The 20299-nt window shown below is 65.7% G+C and carries 13 protein-coding genes, 3 rRNA genes, 1 pseudogene and 1 riboswitch; of the genes and pseudogenes, 14 read left to right on the top strand and 3 right to left on the bottom strand.

From position 1 onward, the window contains the following. The first annotated feature begins 158 nt into the window (after positions 1-158). The 13 genes and pseudogenes from SLUN_RS06145 to SLUN_RS06085 form a co-directional block, all read left to right on the top strand. Positions 159-1662, top strand: a 16S ribosomal RNA gene (locus tag SLUN_RS06145). A 302-nt stretch (positions 1663-1964) separates the two neighbouring features. Continuing rightward, positions 1965-5049: ribosomal RNA gene (locus tag SLUN_RS06140) — 23S ribosomal RNA — on the top strand. Between the two features lie 99 nt (positions 5050-5148). Then, positions 5149-5265: ribosomal RNA gene (gene rrf / locus SLUN_RS06135) — 5S ribosomal RNA — on the top strand. The 16S, 23S and 5S rRNA genes sit together here, the layout of an rRNA operon. A 144-nt stretch (positions 5266-5409) precedes the next feature. Then, complete coding sequence (clsA, locus tag SLUN_RS06130) at positions 5410-6018, top strand: cardiolipin synthase ClsA (RefSeq protein ID WP_108147519.1); 609 nt, start codon at positions 5410-5412, stop codon at positions 6016-6018. 112 nt (positions 6019-6130) lie between these two features. Beyond that, entirely contained in the window at positions 6131-8626 is a 2496-nt protein-coding gene (locus tag SLUN_RS06125) for a mannose-1-phosphate guanyltransferase (RefSeq protein WP_108147518.1), read from the top strand. A 97-nt stretch (positions 8627-8723) separates the two neighbouring features. Continuing rightward, positions 8724-9653, top strand: a complete 930-nt coding sequence (locus SLUN_RS06120) for a DUF881 domain-containing protein (RefSeq protein ID WP_108147517.1) — start codon at positions 8724-8726, stop codon at positions 9651-9653. After that, positions 9650-9982, top strand: coding sequence for a small basic family protein (locus tag SLUN_RS06115; RefSeq protein ID WP_023543062.1), 333 nt, complete (start codon positions 9650-9652; stop codon positions 9980-9982). Before SLUN_RS06120 ends, SLUN_RS06115 begins: the two co-directional genes overlap by 4 nt. Positions 9983-9987: 5 nt before the next feature. Further along, a complete protein-coding gene (locus tag SLUN_RS06110; protein ID WP_108147516.1) occupies positions 9988-10854 on the top strand; it encodes a DUF881 domain-containing protein in 867 nt (288 codons plus the stop codon). Between the two features lie 148 nt (positions 10855-11002). After that, positions 11003-11884 (top strand): double zinc ribbon and FHA domain-containing protein, encoded by an 882-nt coding sequence (locus SLUN_RS06105; protein WP_179955311.1) that lies wholly within the window; start codon positions 11003-11005, stop codon positions 11882-11884. A gap of 42 nt (positions 11885-11926) precedes the next feature. Continuing rightward, positions 11927-12670 carry a transcriptional regulator FtsR gene (ftsR, locus tag SLUN_RS06100; RefSeq protein WP_108147514.1) on the top strand — a complete coding sequence of 248 codons (744 nt, stop codon included), beginning with the start codon at positions 11927-11929 and terminating at the stop codon, positions 12668-12670. Between the two features lie 53 nt (positions 12671-12723). Next, positions 12724-13197 carry a bifunctional nuclease family protein gene (locus SLUN_RS06095; RefSeq protein WP_006123076.1) on the top strand — a complete coding sequence of 158 codons (474 nt, stop codon included), beginning with the start codon at positions 12724-12726 and terminating at the stop codon, positions 13195-13197. 170 nt (positions 13198-13367) lie between these two features. Continuing rightward, positions 13368-13964: a MerR family transcriptional regulator gene (locus SLUN_RS06090; protein WP_108147513.1), complete on the top strand. Its 597-nt coding sequence runs from the start codon at positions 13368-13370 to the stop codon at positions 13962-13964. 38 nt (positions 13965-14002) lie between these two features. Further along, a pseudogene (locus tag SLUN_RS06085) lies at positions 14003-15495 on the top strand (DNA polymerase IV); the annotation flags it as partial. Here SLUN_RS06085 and SLUN_RS06080 read toward each other — a convergent pair. Then, positions 15414-15851, bottom strand: coding sequence for a PRC-barrel domain-containing protein (locus tag SLUN_RS06080; protein ID WP_257153904.1), 438 nt, complete (start codon positions 15849-15851; stop codon positions 15414-15416). The pseudogene SLUN_RS06085 and the gene SLUN_RS06080 sit on opposite strands and share 82 nt — an antisense overlap. Before the next feature lie 102 nt (positions 15852-15953). Next, a riboswitch (glycine riboswitch) is annotated at positions 15954-16056 on the top strand. 196 nt (positions 16057-16252) lie between these two features. Between SLUN_RS06080 and gcvP the strand changes: the two genes are divergently transcribed. Beyond that, positions 16253-19138, top strand: a complete 2886-nt coding sequence (gene gcvP, locus SLUN_RS06075) for an aminomethyl-transferring glycine dehydrogenase (RefSeq protein WP_108147512.1) — start codon at positions 16253-16255, stop codon at positions 19136-19138. 74 nt (positions 19139-19212) lie between these two features. Here the strand turns inward: gcvP and SLUN_RS06070 are convergent, their stop codons facing one another. After that, entirely contained in the window at positions 19213-19419 is a 207-nt protein-coding gene (locus SLUN_RS06070; RefSeq protein ID WP_281397349.1) for a DUF5999 family protein, read from the bottom strand. A gap of 287 nt (positions 19420-19706) precedes the next feature. Further along, complete coding sequence (locus SLUN_RS06065; RefSeq protein ID WP_108147510.1) at positions 19707-20294, bottom strand: hypothetical protein; 588 nt, start codon at positions 20292-20294, stop codon at positions 19707-19709. Between the last annotated feature and the right edge of the window lie 5 nt (positions 20295-20299).

Here is a 20299-nt window from a genome sequence, read left to right as displayed (position 1 = left end):
AACCCCGGCCCACTTCGGTGGGTTGAGGTTCCTTTGAAAGTCCTACTGGCCCTTGTGGCGGGTAGGCAATGACACAGCGAGGACGCTGTGAACAGTCGCTCTTATTCCGAGTCGACTGTTCCGCTCTAAGTGGTGTTCATCCCGATTACGGGAAAACATTCATGGAGAGTTTGATCCTGGCTCAGGACGAACGCTGGCGGCGTGCTTAACACATGCAAGTCGAACGATGAAGCCCTTCGGGGTGGATTAGTGGCGAACGGGTGAGTAACACGTGGGCAATCTGCCCTTCACTCTGGGACAAGCCCTGGAAACGGGGTCTAATACCGGATAATACTTCTTCCCGCATGGGAAGAGGTTGAAAGCTCCGGCGGTGAAGGATGAGCCCGCGGCCTATCAGCTTGTTGGTGGGGTGATGGCCCACCAAGGCGACGACGGGTAGCCGGCCTGAGAGGGCGACCGGCCACACTGGGACTGAGACACGGCCCAGACTCCTACGGAGGCAGCAGGGGAATATTGCACAATGGGCGAAAGCCTGATGCAGCGACGCCGCGTGAGGGATGACGGCCTTCGGGTTGTAAACCTCTTTCAGCAGGAAGAAGCGAAAGTGACGGTACCTGCAGAAGAAGCGCCGGCTAACTACGTGCCAGCAGCCGCGGTAATACGTAGGCGCAAGCGTTGTCCGGAATTATTGGGCGTAAAGAGCTCGTAGGCGGCTTGTCACGTCGGATGTGAAAGCCGGGCTTAACCCGGGTCTGCATTCGATACGGGCTAGCTAGAGTGTGGTAGGGAGATCGGAATTCTGGTGTAGCGGTGAAATGCGCAGATATCAGGAGGAACACCGGTGGCGAAGGCGGATCTCTGGGCCATTACTGACGCTGAGGAGCGAAAGCGGGGAGCGAACAGGATTAGATACCTGGTAGTCCACGCCGTAAACGTTGGGAACTAGGTGTTGGCGACATTCCACGTCGTCGGTGCCGCAGCTAACGCATTGTTCCCCGCCTGGGGAGTACGGCCGCAAGGCTAAAACTCAAAGGAATTGACGGGGCCCGCACAAGCAGCGGAGCATGTGGCTTAATCTGACGCAACGCGAAGAACCTTACCAAGGCTTGATATACCGGAAAGCATCAGAGATGGTGCCCCTTGTGGTCGGTATACAGGTGGTGCATGGCTGTCGTCAGCTCGTGTCGTGAGATGTTGGGTTAAGTCCCGCAACGAGCGCAACCCTTGTTCTGTGTTGCCAGCATGCCCTTCGGGGTGATGGGGACTCACAGGAGACTGCCGGGTCAACTCGGAGGAAGGTGGGGACGACGTCAAGTCATCATGCCCTTATGTCTTGGGCTGCACACGTGCTACAATGGCCGGTACAATGAGCTGCGATGCCGTGAGGCGGAGCGAATCTCAAAAAGCCGGTCTCAGTTCGGATTGGGGTCTGCAACTCGACCCCATGAAGTCGGAGTTGCTAGTAATCGCAGATCAGCATTGCTGCGGTGAATACGTTCCCGGGCCTTGTACACACCGCCCGTCACGTCACGAAAGTCGGTAACACCCGAAGCCGGTGGCCCAACCCCTTGTGGGAGGGAGCTGTCGAAGGTGGGACTGGCGATTGGGACGAAGTCGTAACAAGGTAGCCGTACCGGAAGGTGCGGCTGGATCACCTCCTTTCTAAGGAGCACTTCTTACCGAGCCTGCTCGGTCAGAGGCCAGAACACCGGCGAATGTCCGGTGCTGGTTGCTCATGGGTGGAACGTTGACTATTCGGCACGGTCTGTTGGGATCACTAGTACTGCTTCGGCGTGGAACGTGAATCCTGACTGGTCGTGCCGGGCGCGCTGTTGGGTATCTGAGGGTGCGGACTGAAAAGTCTGAACCTTCGCGATGCCGGCCCCAGTGAACTCGCCTGTGAGGGCGGGGTGATGGGTGGCTGGTCGTTGCTTGAGAACTGCACAGTGGACGCGAGCATCTGTGGCCAAGTTTTTAAGGGCGCACGGTGGATGCCTTGGCACCAGGAACCGATGAAGGACGTGGGAGGCCACGATAGTCCCCGGGGAGCCGTCAACCAGGCTTTGATCCGGGGGTTTCCGAATGGGGAAACCCGGCAGTCGTCATGGGCTGTCACCCGCTGCTGAACACATAGGCAGTGTGGAGGGAACGAGGGGAAGTGAAACATCTCAGTACCCTCAGGAAGAGAAAACAACCGTGATTCCGGGAGTAGTGGCGAGCGAAACCGGATGAGGCCAAACCGTATGCGTGTGATACCCGGCAGGGGTTGCGCATACGGGGTTGTGGGATCTCTTTTTCACGGTCTGCCGGCTGTGAGACGAGTCAGAAACCGTATGGGTAGGCGAAGGACATGCGAAAGGTCCGGCGTAGAGGGTAAGACCCCCGTAGCTGAAATTCATACGGCTCGTTTAAGAGACACCCAAGTAGCACGGGGCCCGAGAAATCCCGTGTGAATCTGGCGGGACCACCCGTTAAGCCTAAATATTCCCTGGTGACCGATAGCGGATAGTACCGTGAGGGAATGGTGAAAAGTACCGACGGAGCGGAGTGAAATAGTACCTGAAACCGTGTGCCTACAAGCCGTGGGAGCGTCGCTCATTGAGTTTACTCAATGGGTCGTGACTGCGTGCCTTTTGAAGAATGAGCCTGCGAGTTAGCGGTGTGTAGCGAGGTTAACCCGTGTGGGAAGCCAGGAAAGCGAGTCCGAACAGGGCGATTGAGTTGCACGCTCTAGACCCGAAGCGGAGTGATCTAGCCATGGGCAGGTTGAAGCGGAGGTAAGACTTCGTGGAGGACCGAACCCACCAGGGTTGAAAACCTGGGGGATGACCTGTGGTTAGGTGAAAGGCCAATCAAACTCCGTGATAGCTGGTTCTCCCGAAATGCATTTAGGTGCAGCGTCGTGTTTCTTGCCGGAGGTAGAGCACTGATAGGCGATGGGCCCTACCGGGTTACTGACCTTAGCCAAACTCCGAATGCCGGTAAGTGAGAGCACGGCAGTGAGACTGTGGGGGATAAGCTCCATGGTCGAGAGGGAAACAGCCCAGAGCATCGACTAAGGCCCCTAAGCGTACGCTAAGTGGGAAAGGATGTGGAGTCGCAGAGACAACCAGGAGGTTGGCTTAGAAGCAGCCACCCTTGAAAGAGTGCGTAATAGCTCACTGGTCAAGTGATTCCGCGCCGACAATGTAGCGGGGCTCAAGCGTACCGCCGAAGTCGTGTCATTTCAGCATATAGGGCCAACGCCCGCTGGGATGGGTAGGGGAGCGTCGTGTGCCGGGTGAAGCCGCGCCGGAAGGCAGTGGTGGACGGTACACGAGTGAGAATGCAGGCATGAGTAGCGATACACGTGAGAAACGTGTGCGCCGATTGACTAAGGGTTCCTGGGTCAAGCTGATCTGCCCAGGTAAGTCGGGACCTAAGGCGAGGCCGACAGGCGTAGTCGATGGACAACCGGTTGATATTCCGGTACCCGCTTTGAAACGCCCAATACTGAATCCTCTAATGCTAAGGCCGTGAAGCCGCCCTGATCTCTTCGGAGTTGAGGGAGGGTGAGCCGCCGGCCCAAGGTGGTAGTAGGTAAGCGATGGGGTGACGCAGGAAGGTAGTCCAGCCCGGGCGGTGGTTGTCCCGGGGTAAGGGTGTAGGCCGTGTGGCAGGTAAATCCGTCACACATTAAGGCTGAGACCTGATGCCGAGCCGATTGTGGTGAAGTGGATGATCCTATGCTGTCGAGAAAGCCTCTAGCGAGTTTCATGGCGGCCCGTACCTAAACCGACTCAGGTGGTCAGGTAGAGAATACCGAGGCGTTCGGGTGAACTATGGTTAAGGAACTCGGCAAAATGCCCCCGTAACTTCGGGAGAAGGGGGGCCATCACTGGTGAGAGGACTTGCTCCTTGAGCTGGGGGTGGCCGCAGAGACCAGCGAGAAGCGACTGTTTACTAAAAACACAGGTCCGTGCGAAGCCGTAAGGCGATGTATACGGACTGACGCCTGCCCGGTGCTGGAACGTTAAGGGACCGGTTAGTGCGCTTTCGGGCGTGCGAAGCTGAGAACTTAAGCGCCAGTAAACGGCGGTGGTAACTATAACCATCCTAAGGTAGCGAAATTCCTTGTCGGGTAAGTTCCGACCTGCACGAATGGCGTAACGACTTCGACTGTCTCAACCATAGGCCCGGTGAAATTGCACTACGAGTAAAGATGCTCTCGCGCAGCAGGACGGAAAGACCCGGACCTTTACTACAGTTTGATATTGGTGTTCGGTCTGGCTTGTGTAGGATAGGTGGGAGACTTTGAAGCGGCCACGCCAGTGGTGTGGAGTCGCTGAAATACCACTCTGGTCGTGCTGGATGTCTAACCTGGGTCCGTGATCCGGATCAGGACAGTGTCTGATGGGTAGTTTAACTGGGGCGGTTGCCTCCTAAAGAGTAACGGAGGCGCCCAAAGGTTCCCTCAGCCTGGCTGGCAATCAGGTGTTGAGTGTAAGTGCACAAGGAGCTTGACTGTGAGACCGACGGGTCGAGCAGGGACGAAAGTCGGGACTAGTGATCCGGCGGTGGCTTGTGGAAGCGCCGTCGCTCAACGGATAAAAGGTACCCGGGATAACAGGCTGATCTTCCCCAAGAGTCCATATCGACGGGATGGTTTGGCACCTCGATGTCGGCTCGTCGCATCCTGGGGCTGGAGTCGGTCCCAAGGGTTGGGCTGTTCGCCCATTAAAGCGGTACGCGAGCTGGGTTTAGAACGTCGTGAGACAGTTCGGTCCCTACGCTGCGCGCAGGAGTCTTGAGAAGGGCTGTCCCTAGTACGAGAGGACCGGGACGGACGAACCTCTGGTGTGCCAGTTGTCCTGCCAAGGGCATGGCTGGTTGGCTACGTTCGGAAAGGATAACCGCTGAAAGCATCTAAGGGAAGCCTGCTTCGAGATGAGGACTCCCACCTCCTAGAGAGGGTAAGGCTCCCAGTAGACGACTGGGTTGATAGGCCGGATATGGAAGCACCGCAAGGTGTGGAGTTGACCGGTACTAATAGGCCGAGGGCTTGTCCTCAGTTGCTCGCGTCCACTGTGTCAGTTCTGAAGTAACGAACTGTCGAACCGCCTCATAGGTCACATGAGGCCGGGTTCCGGATCGATATTTTCATAGAGTTTCGGTGGTCATAGCGTTAGGGAAACGCCCGGTTACATTCCGAACCCGGAAGCTAAGCCTTTCAGCGCCGATGGTACTGCAGGGGGGACCCTGTGGGAGAGTAGGACACCGCCGAACAATCATTGTGGGAAAGCCCCGCACCTTATGGTGCGGGGCTTTTCTGCGTTCAGGGCCGCGGTGCTACCCCTGTGCACGGGCCGGCCGGGGCTGCGGGTAAGGTCAGGGGGCATCGTTGGCACGTTCCACACAGGAGGCCCCCGGGTGGAGGTCCAGGAGACCCGCGTTCAGACGGACCGGGTACTCACCATCCCCAACATCCTCAGCATGGCCCGCCTCGCTGGTGTGCCGCTCTTCCTGTGGCTGATTCTCCGCCCCGAGTTCGGGGGTCCCAACAGCGATGGCTGGGCATTGCTGGTACTGATGCTCAGCGGCGTCACCGACTATCTCGACGGCAAGCTCGCCAGGCGATGGAACCAGATCAGCAACCTGGGCCGGCTGCTCGACCCTGCGGCCGACCGTCTGTACATCCTCTCCACCCTGGTCGGACTGACCTGGCGCGAGATCCTGCCCATCTGGCTCACCGCGGCACTATTGGCCCGGGAACTGATGCTGCTGGTGATGGTGGCAATCCTCCGCCGGCACGGCTATCCGCCGCCCCAGGTGAACTTCCTGGGCAAGGCGGCTACGTTCAACCTGATGTATGCCTTCCCCCTGCTGCTCCTCAGTGATGGCAGCGGGTGGCTTGCGTCACTGGGTGCTATTTTCGGATGGGCGTTCGCAGGATGGGGTACAACTCTGTATTGGTGGGCAGGGATCCTCTACGTGGTCCAGGTCCGCCGACTCGTCAAGGCGGACGCAGTGGCCGATTGACCTCGTCGATGTCGTGCCGTGCAGTGTCGCACGCCGCACATGACGCCAGAGGGCCTCTTTGGGCGGGTGAAGTCGGCTAGACCGTCGTCTCTTCAAGGAGGACGCTTCCGACATGAAGGCCGTCGTGATGGCCGGTGGCGAAGGAACTCGACTTCGCCCCATGACCTCGAGTATGCCCAAGCCGCTCCTGCCGGTTGCCAATCGGCCGATCATGGAGCATGTGCTGCGGTTGCTCAAGCGGCATGGACTCAATGAGACCGTCGTAACCGTGCAGTTTCTCGCCTCACTCGTCAAGAACTATTTCGGCGACGGCGAAGAGCTCGGGATGGAGCTCACCTATGCCAACGAGGAGAAGCCACTCGGCACTGCGGGGAGTGTGAAGAATGCCGAGGAGGCGCTGAAGGACGATACGTTCCTCGTCATCTCCGGTGACGCACTCACCGATTTCGATCTCACCGACCTGATCGCCTTCCACAAGGAGAAGGGCGGACTGGTCACGGTGTGTCTGACTCGGGTGCCGAATCCTCTGGAATTCGGCATCACCATTGTGGACGAAGCGGGAAAGGTCGAGCGCTTCCTGGAGAAGCCGACCTGGGGACAGGTTTTCTCGGACACCGTCAATACGGGCATCTATGTGATGGAGCCCGGGGTGTTCGACTACGTCGAGGCCGATGTTCCGGTTGACTGGTCCGGTGATGTCTTCCCGCAGCTCATGAAGGAAGGCAAGCCGATCTACGGCTATATCGCCGAGGGCTACTGGGAGGACGTGGGCACGCACGAGAGCTACGTCAAGGCCCAGGCCGATGTCCTGGAGGGCAAAGTCGATGTGGAGCTCGACGGGTTCGAGATCTCTCCCGGTGTCTGGGTGGCGGAAGGTGCGGAAGTGCACCCGGACGCTGTGCTGCGCGGTCCCCTGTACATCGGTGACTACGCCAAGGTAGAAGCGGGTGCGGAGATTCGCGAGCACACGGTCGTAGGGTCCAACGTGGTCATCAAGAGCGGCGCCTTTCTCCACAAGGCCGTGATCCACGACAACGTGTACATCGGGGAGCAGTGCAATCTCCGTGGCTGCGTGATCGGCAAGAACACCGACATCATGCGTGCGGCGCGCATCGAGGACGGTGCCGTGATCGGTGACGAGTGCCTCGTAGGCGAGGAATCGATCATTCAGGGCAATGTGCGGGTCTACCCGTTCAAGACGATCGAGGCCGGCGCGTTCGTCAATACGTCGGTGATCTGGGAGTCGCGGGGGCAGGCGCATCTCTTCGGGGCGCGTGGGGTGTCCGGAATCCTCAATGTGGAGATCACGCCGGAGCTCGCGGTGCGGCTGGCCGGTGCGTACGCCACCACCCTGAAGAAGGGGGCGACTGTCACCACGGCGCGTGACCACTCCCGGGGTGCGCGTGCGCTGAAGCGGGCCGTGATCTCGGCGCTGCAGACCAGTGCCATCGACGTACGGGATCTGGAGAATGTGCCGCTGCCCGTCGCACGGCAGCAGACCGCGCGGGGCAGTGCCGGCGGCATCATGATCCGAACGTCGCCGGGTGTGCCGGACTCCGTGGACATCATGTTCTTCGACGAGCGGGGTGCGGACCTCTCGCAGGCCGGGCAGCGGAAGTTGGACCGGGTGTTCGCGCGTCAGGAGTACCGGCGGGCCTTTCCCGGAGAGATCGGCGATCTGCACTTCCCGTCCAGCGTCTTCGACTCGTACACCGGCTCCCTGCTGCGCAACGTCGACACCTCCGGGATCGCCGAGTCCGGGATGAAGGTCGTCATCGACGCGTCCAACGGCAGTGCCGGCCTTGTGCTGCCCAGCCTGCTCGGGCGGCTCGGGGTGGACGCGCTCACGGTCAACCCGGGGCTCGACGAGTCCCGGCCCACCGAGTCGGCAGATACGCGCAGGTCCGGGCTGGTGCGGCTGGGTGAGATGGTGGCCTCCGCGCGGGCGGACTTCGGTGTGCGCTTCGACCCGGTCGGCGAGCGGTTGTCCCTGGTCGACGAACGAGGGCGGATCGTCGAGGACGATCGCGCGCTGCTGGTGCTGCTCGACCTGGTGGCGGCGGAACGGCGCAGCGGGCGGGTGGCGCTGCCCGTGACGACCACCAGGATCGCCGAGCAGGTGGCGGCGTACCACGGCACACAGGTGGAGTGGACGACCACATCGCCCGACGATCTGACCCGCGTCGGGCGCGAGGACACGACCATCTTCGGTGGCGACGGCCGCGGTGGCTTCATCGTTCCGGAGTTCAGCAGTGTCTTCGACGGCTCGGCGGCCTTTGTACGGCTGGTCGGCCTGGTGGCCCGTACGCAGCTCACACTCAGCCAGATCGACGCCCGCATTCCGAAGGCGCACGTGCTGCGGCGGGATCTCGCGACGCCCTGGGCGGTCAAGGGGCTCGTGATGCGACGGGTCGTCGAGGCGGCCGGGGACCGGCATGTGGACACGACCGACGGGGTGCGGGTCGTCGAGACCGACGGCCGCTGGGTGATGGTGCTCCCGGATCCGGCGGAGGCGGTCACTCATTTGTGGGCCGAGGGCCCCGATGACGCTTCTGCGCAGGCGCTGCTCGACGAGTGGTCGGCCGTGGTGGACAGCGCGGGTCACTGACGTGGGACCGGTGCGCCGGAAGTTGTCGTTGGACGGCTTCCGGCACACCGGTGGGGCCATTCGGCGGTAGCACCTGCGACGTGCGACGATGTGCGGCATGTCGCAGCAGCCCCCCGTTCGGAGCACCGGCTCTCCACCCCCGCGCCCCGATGCGTCCATGTCGCTGCTGACGAACGTGATGGAGCACAGCCTCGACGACGGCTACGCGGAAGCGACAGCCCGCAGGGAGGCCGAGGGCGGGGGCCTTCCCCGTCCGCTGCGCGCGAAGCTCGGCCTGGCGGCCGGTCTCGTACTGGCGGCGATGGTCGTGACCGTGGGTGCCGCTCAGGCGCGGATATCGGCACCGGTCGTGGCGAAGGAGCGCGAGGAGCTCATCGACCGTATCGACGCGGAGACGTCTGCGGCGGACGCGCTCGAGCGAAGTGTCGACGAGCTCCGCGGCGAGGTCGGGGAGCGGCAGCGGAAGGCTCTCAGGACACAGGGCGGGGACCAGGGGGAACTCGTAGCGCTGCTGTCCGGTGCCACCGAGGTCGAGGGACCGGGCGTGAAGCTCGTCGTCGACGATGCGAAGGACACCCAGCAGGGCGGCGACGGGCCGCGGGAGAGCAGCGGCTTCAATGACACGGGCCGGGTGCGGGACCGCGATATGCAGCGGATCGTCAACGGCCTGTGGGAGTCCGGTGCCGAGGCCGTGGCCATCAACGGGCAGCGGCTGACCGCCCTGTCGGCGATCCGAGCGGCGGGCGACGCCATACTGGTCGACAACAAGCCGCTGGTGCCGCCGTACACCGTGCTCGCGGTGGGGGACGGCAAGAAGTTGAGCACCGCGTTCCAGGACAGTGCCGACGGGCAGTATCTGCACGCGTTGCAGGAGAACTTCGGTATCCGCACCAACATTTCCAGTGAGGAAACGGTGCGTCTGCCGGCGGCGCCGAGCTTGATCGTACGTACAGCAGAGCCGAAGACCGCCGACGCCGGGAAGGGCAACGGGCAGGGCACGGCTGACACAGGGAAGGGCACATCGTGATCGCCGTACTGGGCCTCGTCGTGGGAGTCGTGGTCGGACTGTTGGTCCGACCCGAGGTACCGGCGGTGGTCGAGCCCTATCTGCCGATCGCTGTCGTCGCGGCTCTGGACGCTGTCTTCGGTGGCCTGCGGGCCATGCTCGACGGCATCTTCGTCGACAAGGTCTTCGTCGTCTCCTTCCTGTCGAACGTGGTGGTGGCCGCCCTGATCGTGTTCCTGGGCGACAAGTTGGGCGTCGGCGCCCAGCTGTCCACGGGTGTCGTGGTCGTGTTCGGCATCCGGATCTTCTCCAACGCTGCCGCGATCCGCCGGCATGTGTTCCGGGCGTGAGGCCGATGAACAGCGAAGAGAACCCGAAGGGCGACACGCCCAAGGACGAGGAGCCGGAGGCCGTGGTGCCGTCGGCGGACGTGCCCGCGCCCGCGCCCGAGCCGGAACCGAAGCTGGAGCCGGAACCGAAGCCTGAGCCTGAGCCTGTGCAGCGGACGGGCCGGCAGCGGCTCGCCGCCGTGCTGTGGCCGCCGCGGGTCACGCGCGCCCAACTCATCGTCGCGGTGCTGTTGTTCGTCCTCGGTCTCGGACTCGCCATTCAGGTCCGCTCGAACAGCGACAACAGCGCGCTGCGCGGCGCCCGCCAAGAGGATCTGGTGCGCATCCTCGACGAACTCGACAACCGCACCCAGCGGCTCGAGGACGAGAAGCAGCGTCTGGAGGACCAGCGTGCCGAGCTGGAGAACAGCTCCGACCAGGCGGAAGAGGCGCGCAGGCAGACGCAGCAGAAGGAGCAGCAGCTGGGCATCCTGGCCGGCACGGTCGCGGCGCAGGGACCGGGCATCACGCTGACCATCGAAGACCCGTCCGGCACCGTCGAGTCGGACATGCTTCTCGACACGATCCAGGAACTGCGGGCCGCGGGCGCGGAAGCGATCCAGGTCAACAACATCAGGGTCGTCGCGGACACGCACTTCACCGGCACCGGCGGCGAGATCGAGGTGGACGGCAAGCGGATCACCGCGCCGTACACCTTCAAGGTCATCGGTAAGCCGCAGGATCTGGAGCCGGCGCTGAACATCCCCGGCGGTGTGGTGCAGACGCTGGAGAAGGAGCAGGCCACCGCCACCGTGACCCGGTCGGAGAAGATCGTTGTGGATGCCTTGCGACCTGCGGAGCGGCCTGACTACGCTCGCTCGTCATCGCAGTGAGGCGCCGGCGCATGAGGTCCGGCGGACGAGGGCATGAGGGTTCGGGGGGTCGGCACATCACAAGTGTGCCGCGTGGTGGAAACTGTCTGGTGGTTACGGACGTTGTGAGGATGTCCGGGTCGGCAGGTGTGATCATTGAGGGTTCGTCCTGCCCCACGGGCGGGTCTATTTCGGTCAAGGGGAATCGCCCGTGAAGTTGTTTGGGAAGTTGTTCGGCAAGAGCGCACGCGAGGACGGCGGCAACGCCAGGCATCGCGCGCCGCGCCATGGCCAGGGGGAGGAGCAGGGTGCCGAGCGTCCGCTCTTCCGGGACGAGATCGCTGGTCCGGGCGGTGACATTTCGGGCGGTCCCGGCGCGTCATCTGTTGACCCTGCCGGTCCGGGCCGCATAGGTTTCGGGGAACCATCAACCTCAAGTACGGGTGGAGGGTTTGCCTCCGACCCGTATGCGACCAATCCCCACGCGGGGCAGCCGCGGCAGGAGGATCCGTCCATGGCCCTGCTGGTTTGTACGAGGTGTGGGCACCGCAATGCCGAGGCCAGTCGTTTCTGCTCCAACTGTGGTGCGCCGCTGCGCGGCGGAGTGCCCGCGGAGCGCCCCTCCGAGACGACCTCGACGATCTCCATCTCCGGCATCGAGGCCTACGACGCGGAGGTGACGGGGCAGACCGCCGTGCCCTCGCTCTCTCCCGAGGCTCAGGCGGCCGTCGACGCGCTGCCGCTCGGCTCGGCGCTCCTGGTGGTGCGCCGCGGTCCGAACTCGGGCAGCCGCTTCCTGCTGGACGGCGAGCTGACCACGGCCGGCCGACACCCGCAGAGCGACATCTTCCTCGACGACGTGACCGTGTCGCGGCGTCATGTGGAGTTCCGCAGGGGCGCGGACGGCGGCTTCAGCGTCGCGGACGTCGGCAGTCTGAACGGTACGTACGTCAACCGTGAGCGGATCGACTCGGTCCTTCTGTCGAACGGTGACGAGGTCCAGATCGGCAAGTACCGGCTGGTCTTCTACGCAAGCCAGCGGGGCTTCTGACCCTCCCCCACACTCCGTCCGGGGGGACCCCCAGGAAGGTACATGCTGCGAACACCGACGGGCGGTGCCGGTCACGGCACCGCCACCGCGGGCGAGAGGCTGATGAGCATCGGTACGGTGCTCAGTCGGCTGCGCGAGGAGTTTCCCGAGGTCACGATCTCCAAGATCCGCTTCCTGGAGGCCGAAGGTCTTGTCGAGCCGCGGCGGACGCCGTCCGGATATCGCAAGTTCAGCCCCGAGGACGTGGAGCGGCTGGCTCAGGTGCTGCGGATGCAGCGGGACCACTATCTGCCGCTGAAGGTCATCCGGGAGCATCTCGACGCCCTGAGCCATGGGGAACAGGCGCAGCTGCCCGCACAGGGGGCGCAGCGGGAGCTGCTGGACGGTGCCTGGGACTCCGACTCCGATCGCCCGACCGCTGCCCGGGTGGGCCGGGCGGAGCTCCTCGCCGCCGCCGAGGTGAGCGAGGAGGAGCTGGACGAGTGGGAGTCGTACGGCCTAGTCGCGGCCGACGCGGACGGTGGCTACGACTCGGAGTCGGTGACCGTGGCCAGGCTTGTCGCGGATCTGGGGAGATTCGGCCTCGAGCCGCGGCATCTGCGCGCCATGAAGGCCGCTGCCGATCGTGAGGCCGGGCTGGTCGAGCAGGTGGTATCGCCGCTGCGACGGCACCGCAATCCGCAGACCAGGGCACATGCCGAGGCCACTGCCAAGGAGCTCGCGGCACTCTCCGTACGGCTGCATGCCGCACTGGTGCAGACCGCACTCGGAGTGCGACTCCAGTGATCATGGGGGAGCCCGACTACCCAAACCGGTCGGGCACGTCCTAGGGTTGCTGTGTGAACGAGCTCGACGTTGTGGGTGTCCGGGTTGAAATGCCCTCCAACCAACCGATCGTGCTCCTGCGTGAAGTGGGAGGCGACCGGTACCTCCCCATCTGGATCGGTCCCGGGGAGGCGACCGCCATTGCCTTTGCGCAGCAGGGCATGGCTCCTGCCAGGCCGCTGACCCATGACCTCTTCAAGGATGTGCTGGAAGCGGTGGGCCAGGAGCTCACCGAGGTCCGCATCACTGACCTGCGCGAAGGGGTTTTCTACGCGGAGCTGGTCTTCGCCAGTGGAGTCGAGGTGAGCGCCAGGCCGTCCGACGCCATAGCGCTGGCCCTGCGCACCGGTACGCCGATCTACGGCAGTGACGGGGTGCTGGACGACGCGGGGATCGCCATCCCGGACGAGCAGGAGGACGAGGTGGAGAAGTTCCGCGAGTTCCTCGATCAGATCTCGCCCGAGGACTTCGGCACCAACAGCCAGTGAGTGTCGCCGGGCGGGCGCCGTTCGGCACAACCGGCCAGCCTTTCCCCGAAATGGGGCACGGGAAACCACTCTCAGGGTGATTATCACTCGGCGTGCCGAGTGTGGCGATCGTTGACGCACCGCAGGTGACTGCCTACCGTCGAGATGGCAGGTCAAGGACGGAGGTCGGCGTGAGAAGCAGCGGCGACAGTACGGCTGGGGGTCTCCCCGGACGCAGTCTGGGGGAGAGTGTGCCGCATCCGCTTCACGACAGTGCGGGCGAGCTCTCTACGGAGACGATCGGCTACCGCGGGCCGACCGCGTGTGCGGCGGCCGGCATCACCTATCGGCAGCTCGACTACTGGGCGCGTACCGGTCTGGTCGAGCCGAGTGTGCGGTCGGCGTACGGCTCCGGCACCCAGCGGCTCTACAGCTTCCGTGATGTGGTCGTCCTCAAGATCGTCAAGCGTTTCCTGGACACCGGCGTCGCGCTGCAGAACATTCGTGCCGCGGTGCACCATCTGAGGGACCGCGGCTTCAGGGATCTCGAGCGGATGACGCTCATGAGCGACGGCGCGACGGTCTACGAGTGCTCCTCGCCCGACGAGGTCGTCGATCTGCTCCAGGGCGGCCAGGGGATCTTCGGGATCGCCGTGGGTGTGGTGTGGCGGGACGTCGAGGCCGCGCTTTCGCAGCTGCACGGTGAGCGGGTCGACACCGGCGAGACCCTGATCGGGAACAACCCCGCCGACGAACTGGCCAGACGACGGCGCGACCGGGCCGTCTGAGCGGCCCGTTGTCAGTGGCGTAGGGCAGCATCAAAGATGTGAGAGCCGCGCCTACGATTCTGCATCTGGACATGGATGCCTTCTTCGCCGCCGCCGAACAGGCGGCGAAGCCGAGTCTGCGCGGGAAGCCCGTGGTGGTCGGCGGGCTCGGGCCACGCGGGGTCGTCGCCACCGCTTCGTACGAGGCCAGACGCTTCGGGGTGCACTCGGCGATGCCGATGGCGCAGGCCCGGCGTCTGGCGCCGAATGCGGCGTATCTGGTGCCACGCTTCTTGCTCTACCGGTCGGTGAGCGAGCAGGTGATGGAGCTGCTGGGCCGGCTCTCGCCGCTGGTGGAGCCGCTGAGCCTGGACGAGGCCTTTGTCGATCTGGAGGCGGGCGGCTCGGCCGATGACGCGCAGTCGGCCAGGGCGACCGGTGAGCGGCTGCGTGCGGACATTCGCGTGGTCACGGGGCTGACCGGGTCGGTGGGGCTCGCGGGATCCAAGATGCTCGCGAAAATCGCCTCCGAGCAGGCGAAACCCGATGGTCTGGTGCTCATAGAGCCTGGTACGGAGCGTGAGCTGCTCGGGCCGATGTCCGTGCGGACGCTGCCCGGGGTGGGGCCGGCGACCGGGGAGCATCTGCGGCGGGCCGGCATGACGACGGTCGCCGACCTGGCGGAGGCGGGCGAGGACGAGCTCGTACGGCTGCTGGGCAAGGCGCACGGGGCCTCGCTGTTCCGGATGGCAGTTGGGCACGACGACCGGCCGGTGGTGGCCGAGCGGGACACGAAGTCGGTGTCGGTCGAGGACACCTTTGATGTGGATCTGCACGACCGGGTGCGGGTGCGGATCGAGGTGGAGCGGCTCGCCGAGCGGTGTGTGCAGCGGCTGCGGGCCTCCGGGCACTCGGGCCGGACCATCGTGCTGAAGGTGCGGCGGTACGACTTCTCGACGCTGACGCGCTCGGAGACGCTGCGAGGGCCGACGGACGACCCCGGGGTGGTGCGGGAGGCCGCGGGGCGGCTGCTCGAGGCTGTGGACACCACGGGCGGGGTGCGGCTGCTGGGGGTGGGCGTGACCGGGCTCGCGGACTACACCCAGGAGGATCTCTTCGCCCAGGCGGCCGCGGCAGGTGAGCTGGCCGAATCCGAGGCGGCGGGGGCCGAGGCGGCGGCGGAGGGCGGGCCGGCGCCGCACGAGGGCGCGGACGCCGATGGCGGCGGGGCCGGTGCCGGCGAGCCCGAGGTGCCCGCCGAGCGGCGCTGGCTGCCCGGGCACGACGTACGGCATGCCGAGTACGGGGCGGGGTGGGTGCAGGGCAGCGGGTGGGGCGGGTCACCGTGCGTTTCGAGGTTCCGGGGTCGCGGCCGGGGCGGGTGCGGACGTTCAGGGTGGACGACCCGGACCTGGAGACCGGCGATCCGCTGCCACTGGTGCCGCTTGCCCCGGCGGCGGAAGGCTCCGCTCAGTCCTCCTGGCCGGCCAGTCGGCCGAAGTCCCGGTCGGAGCCGGAGCCCGCGCCCGAGCCGGGGCCGGAGTCCGCGTCGGGGGAGGGCGGCGCAGGAGTCTCAGGTGCGTCGGAGAGTTCGAGGCCGTAGTGGTGGTAGAGCTGCAGCTCCTGCTCGGGGGAGAGGTGGCGGCCGACTCCGAAGTCCGGGGCGTCCTTGATCAGCGAGCGTTCGTAGGGGACGTGGAGGGTGTCGTTGACGACCTCGCTGGGCTCCAGCGGGACAAAGGCGTCGCGGCTGAAGAGTCCGGTGCGTACGGCAGCCCATTCGGGCACACCTGTGGCGTCGTCCAGGTACACCTCGTCCACAGTCCCGATCTTGGTGCCATTGCGGTCGAACGCCTTGCGGCCGATCAGGCTGCGCGGATCGATATCGGTCTGCACGGTCCCTCCAATAGGTCGCAACTGCTGTTTAAATACTACAAAAGTGCACATTGGGGGTGTCGGCCACTTGAGCGATCGCCGAGGGGGCGCGCTGGTAGGCTGGCAGGCGGCTGCTGACCCCGTGCGGGAGAGTCCTCCGGTGAAGTCGAAGTGCCGGTGGCGCCGAAGGAGCAAATCCTCCCCGGAATCTCTCAGGCCCCTGTACCGCACGGACGAGGTCACTCTGGAAAGCAGGGCGGGTGTCGGACGGCATCCGCTCTCACCGACGGTGAAAGCCGGAGCGTCGTGTGCGGGAGTTCCCGCTTGCGGACGGTCCGGTGAAACTCTCAGGTTGAGATGACAGAGGGGGAGGCCGTCCGGGCATCCGCGCCGTGGTGCCCTCGCAGGTCGTGTCAGACCAGGAGGCCTCCCTAATGACCGCCAACCGCATGTCGCTCTCCCAGCTGGAGCGAGGCACCCCCTTCGAGCAGCGCCACATCGGGCCCGACGCCGAGGCCCAGGCCAAGATGCTCGCGCAGGTGGGCTATGGCTCGCTGGACGAGCTGACCGCCGCCGCGGTGCCTGATGTGATCAAGAACGCGGAGGCGCTGAACCTCCCGGGCGCGCGCACCGAGGCCGAGGTTCTCGCCGAGCTGCGCACGCTGGCCGACCGCAATCAGGTGCTGGCGCCGATGATCGGCCTCGGCTACTACGGCACGTTCACTCCGCCGGTCATCCTGCGCAATGTCATGGAGAACCCGGCCTGGTACACCGCGTACACGCCGTACCAGCCGGAGATCTCCCAGGGCAGGCTCGAGGCGCTGCTCAACTTCCAGACGATGGTGGCCGATCTGACCGGCCTGCCGACCTCCGGCGCCTCGCTGCTCGACGAGGGCACCGCCGCCGCCGAGGCCATGTCGCTCGCCCGCCGGGTCGGCAAGGTCAGGAACGGCGTGTTCCTGGTCGACGCCGACACCCTGCCGCAGACCATCGCGGTGATCCAGACCCGCGCCGAGCCGACCGGAGTCGAGGTCGTCACCGCCGACCTGAGCGAGGGCATCCCGGCCGACATCGCTGAGCGCGGTGTCTTCGGCGTGCTGCTGCAGTACCCGGGCGCCTCCGGTGCCGTACGGACCATCAAGCCCGTCATCGACCAGGCGCACGAGCTCGGCGCGATCGTCACCGTCGCAGCCGATCTGCTGGCGCTGACCCTGCTCACCTCGCCCGGCGAGCTGGGCGCCGACATCGCGGTGGGCACCACCCAGCGCTTCGGTGTCCCGATGGGCTTCGGCGGTCCGCACGCCGGCTTCATGGCCGTACGCGACACGTTCGCGCGCAGTCTGCCCGGCCGGCTCGTCGGTGTCTCCGTGGACGCGGACGGCAACAAGGCCTACCGGCTCGCGCTGCAGACCCGTGAGCAGCACATCCGCCGCGAAAAGGCCACCAGCAACATCTGCACCGCCCAGGTCCTGCTCGCCGTCATGGCGGGCATGTACGCGGTCTACCACGGTCCGGACGGCCTGCGCTCGATCGCCCAGCGCACCCACCGCTACGCGACGCTGCTCGCCGAGGGGCTGCGCGCCGGCGGTGTGGAGGTCGTGCACGGTACGTACTTCGACACACTGACCGTGCGGGTGCCCGGCAAGGCCGCCGAGGTCGTGGCCGCCGCCCGCGAGGGCGGGGTCAACCTCCACCTCGTCGACGGCGACGCGGTCTCCATCGCCTGCGACGAGACCACCGGGCGTGCGCAACTGTCCGCCGTCTGGTCGGCCTTCGGCGTCGACGGCGACATCGAGGCGCTCGACGCGGCCACTGAGGAAACGCTTCCCCAGGCCCTGCTGCGGACCGACGAGTACCTTGCGCACCCCGTCTTCCACCAGCACCGCTCAGAGACCGCGATGCTGCGCTACCTGCGCAAGCTCGCCGACCGTGACTACGCGCTGGACCGGGGCATGATCCCGCTCGGCTCCTGCACCATGAAGCTGAACGCGACCACCGAGATGGAGCCGGTGACCTGGCCGGAGTTCGCGGCGGTCCACCCCTTCGCCCCGGTCGAGCAGGCCGCCGGGTATCTCACGCTCATCCGCGAGCTGGAGGAGCGTCTCGCCGAGGTCACCGGCTACGACGCGGTGTCCATCCAGCCCAACGCCGGTTCGCAGGGCGAGCTCGCGGGCCTGCTCGCCGTACGCGCGTACCACCGTGCGGGCGGCGACGATCAGCGCACCATCTGCCTCATCCCGTCCTCCGCGCACGGCACCAACGCCGCCAGCGCCGTGATGGCCGGCATGAAGGTCGTCGTGGTGAAGACCGCCGACGACGGGGAGGTGGACATCGCGGACCTGCGCGCCAAGATCGAGCAGTACCGCGACGAGCTGTCCGTCCTCATGATCACGTACCCGTCGACGCACGGTGTGTTCGAGGAGCATGTCGCCGACATCTGCGCGTTGGTGCACGAGGCCGGCGGTCAGGTGTACGTCGACGGCGCCAACCTCAACGCCCTGGTGGGCCTCGCCAAGCCCGGCACGTTCGGCGGCGACGTCTCGCACCTGAACCTGCACAAGACCTTCTGCATCCCGCACGGCGGCGGAGGCCCCGGCGTCGGTCCGGTCGGTGTGCGGGCGCACCTCGCCCCGTACCTGCCGAACCACCCGCTCCAGCCGACCGCCGGCCCGGAGACGGGTGTCGGCCCGATCTCGGCCGCGCCGTGGGGCTCGGCGGGCATTCTGCCGATCTCGTGGGCGTACGTACGTCTCATGGGTGGCGAGGGCCTCAAGCGCGCGACCCAGGTCGCCGTGCTCGCGGCCAACTACATCGCCAAGCGCCTCGAGCCGCACTACCCGGTGCTCTACACGGGCCCGGCCGGGCTGGTGGCGCACGAGTGCATCGTGGACCTGCGGCCGCTGTCGAAGGCGACGGGCGTCAGCGTCGACGACATCGCCAAGCGGCTGATCGACTACGGCTTCCACGCGCCGACGATGTCCTTCCCGGTGGCCGGCACGCTGATGATCGAGCCCACCGAGAGCGAGGACCTGAACGAGATCGACCGCTTCTGCGAGACGATGATCGCGATCCGCGGGGAGATCGAGAAGGTCGCGTCGGGCGAGTGGCCCGCCGACGACAACCCGCTGCGCAACGCCCCGCACACGGCGGCCGCGCTCGGCGGGGAGTGGGAGCACGCCTACAGCAGGGACGAGGCGGTCTTCCCGGCCGGTGTGAGCGCCTCGGACAAGTACTGGCCGCCGGTGCGCAGGATCGACGGCGCGTTCGGCGACCGTAACCTCGTCTGCTCCTGCCCGCCGCTGGACGAGTACGACAACTGACACGCGGGCGGACACGCGTCGGGGCCGGTACGGAGCGAATTCTCCGGCCGGCCCCCGGTCGTACGGACGGCGCTTCAGGCGGCCGTCATCACCTGCCCGGTCTCGCGCGGGCGGTGCGGAGCGATGATCTGCCCGTCAGGCAGGAGCTCACCGGTGTCCTCGAAGAGCAGGACGCCGTTGCACAGCAGGCTCCAGCCCTGCTCCGGGTGGTGCGCCACGAGACGTGCCGCTTCCCGGTCGGCTGAGTCGGAGGTCGGGCAGAGTGGCTGGTGCTGGCACATGGGTGGGTTCTTTCGCTGCGGTGTGGTGAGTGTCCTGCGGCTTGATGAAGTGTTCATGGCCGCCCCCCGTATCTGTCGGTCCGGTCCCAGTGTTGCCCCACGGGCGTCAATCCGCAGGGATTTCACGGCAGCACTTCTTACTGCTTAATGACGTATCACCCGGGCGGACGGTTCAGCTCAAGTCCAATGTCCTTTCGGGTGGTTCGGGGTGGCCGGTCTGGACTAGTCCACCCGGGGCACCAGTGCGCCCCGCGACCGGGCGGTCACGGGGCGCGAGGCGGGTGGTTTCAGGCGGGTGAGCCGAGCAGCGGGGCGGGTGCGAGCCGCAGGGTCATGACCGGCAGCAGATCGGCGACCCGGTGCGGACGGTGTGCGGCGATGCCCGGCGGCGCGGGGGCGAGCGGCACGAGGACGTCCGTCGGCAGGGGTGTGCCCGCCGAGGCGTCCGCGTCCGTGTCGCCGTGCAGCCAGAGCGTGAGCATGTAGAGCTCGGGAATGGACAGTAGTCGGGGCTGGAAGGGCGTTCGCATCGATTCGGCCTGGCGCAGTGCCCGCTCCGTGGAGCTGAGGTAGGGGCCTTCGAAGAAGTGGGAGAAGGTCCAGCCGTCGGGGGTGAGCGTCGTCTCCGCCGCGGCCACGGCTCGTTCGCCGCTGCGGATCAGGAAGCGCCAGCCCGTGAGGCGGGTGTAGGGAGCATGGCCGCTCGGCACGATCTGGTCCAGTACGTGGACCGGGAGCGGCAGTTCTGGGCTCAGAGGACCCTGGACGGACCTGAGAGCGGGGGTGCGGGCCTCGCGCACGGCCGTGGGAGAACCGAGAGCCGCGAGGACACTGCGCAGGGCAGGCGCGGGAGCCGGGGGGACATGCAGCGGCATGGTGG

The sequence above is a fragment of the Streptomyces lunaelactis genome (assembly GCF_003054555.1).
In the GTDB taxonomy this organism is placed as follows: Bacteria; Actinomycetota; Actinomycetes; order Streptomycetales; family Streptomycetaceae; genus Streptomyces; species Streptomyces lunaelactis.
This window is presented reverse-complemented; position numbering and strand designations above follow the sequence as displayed.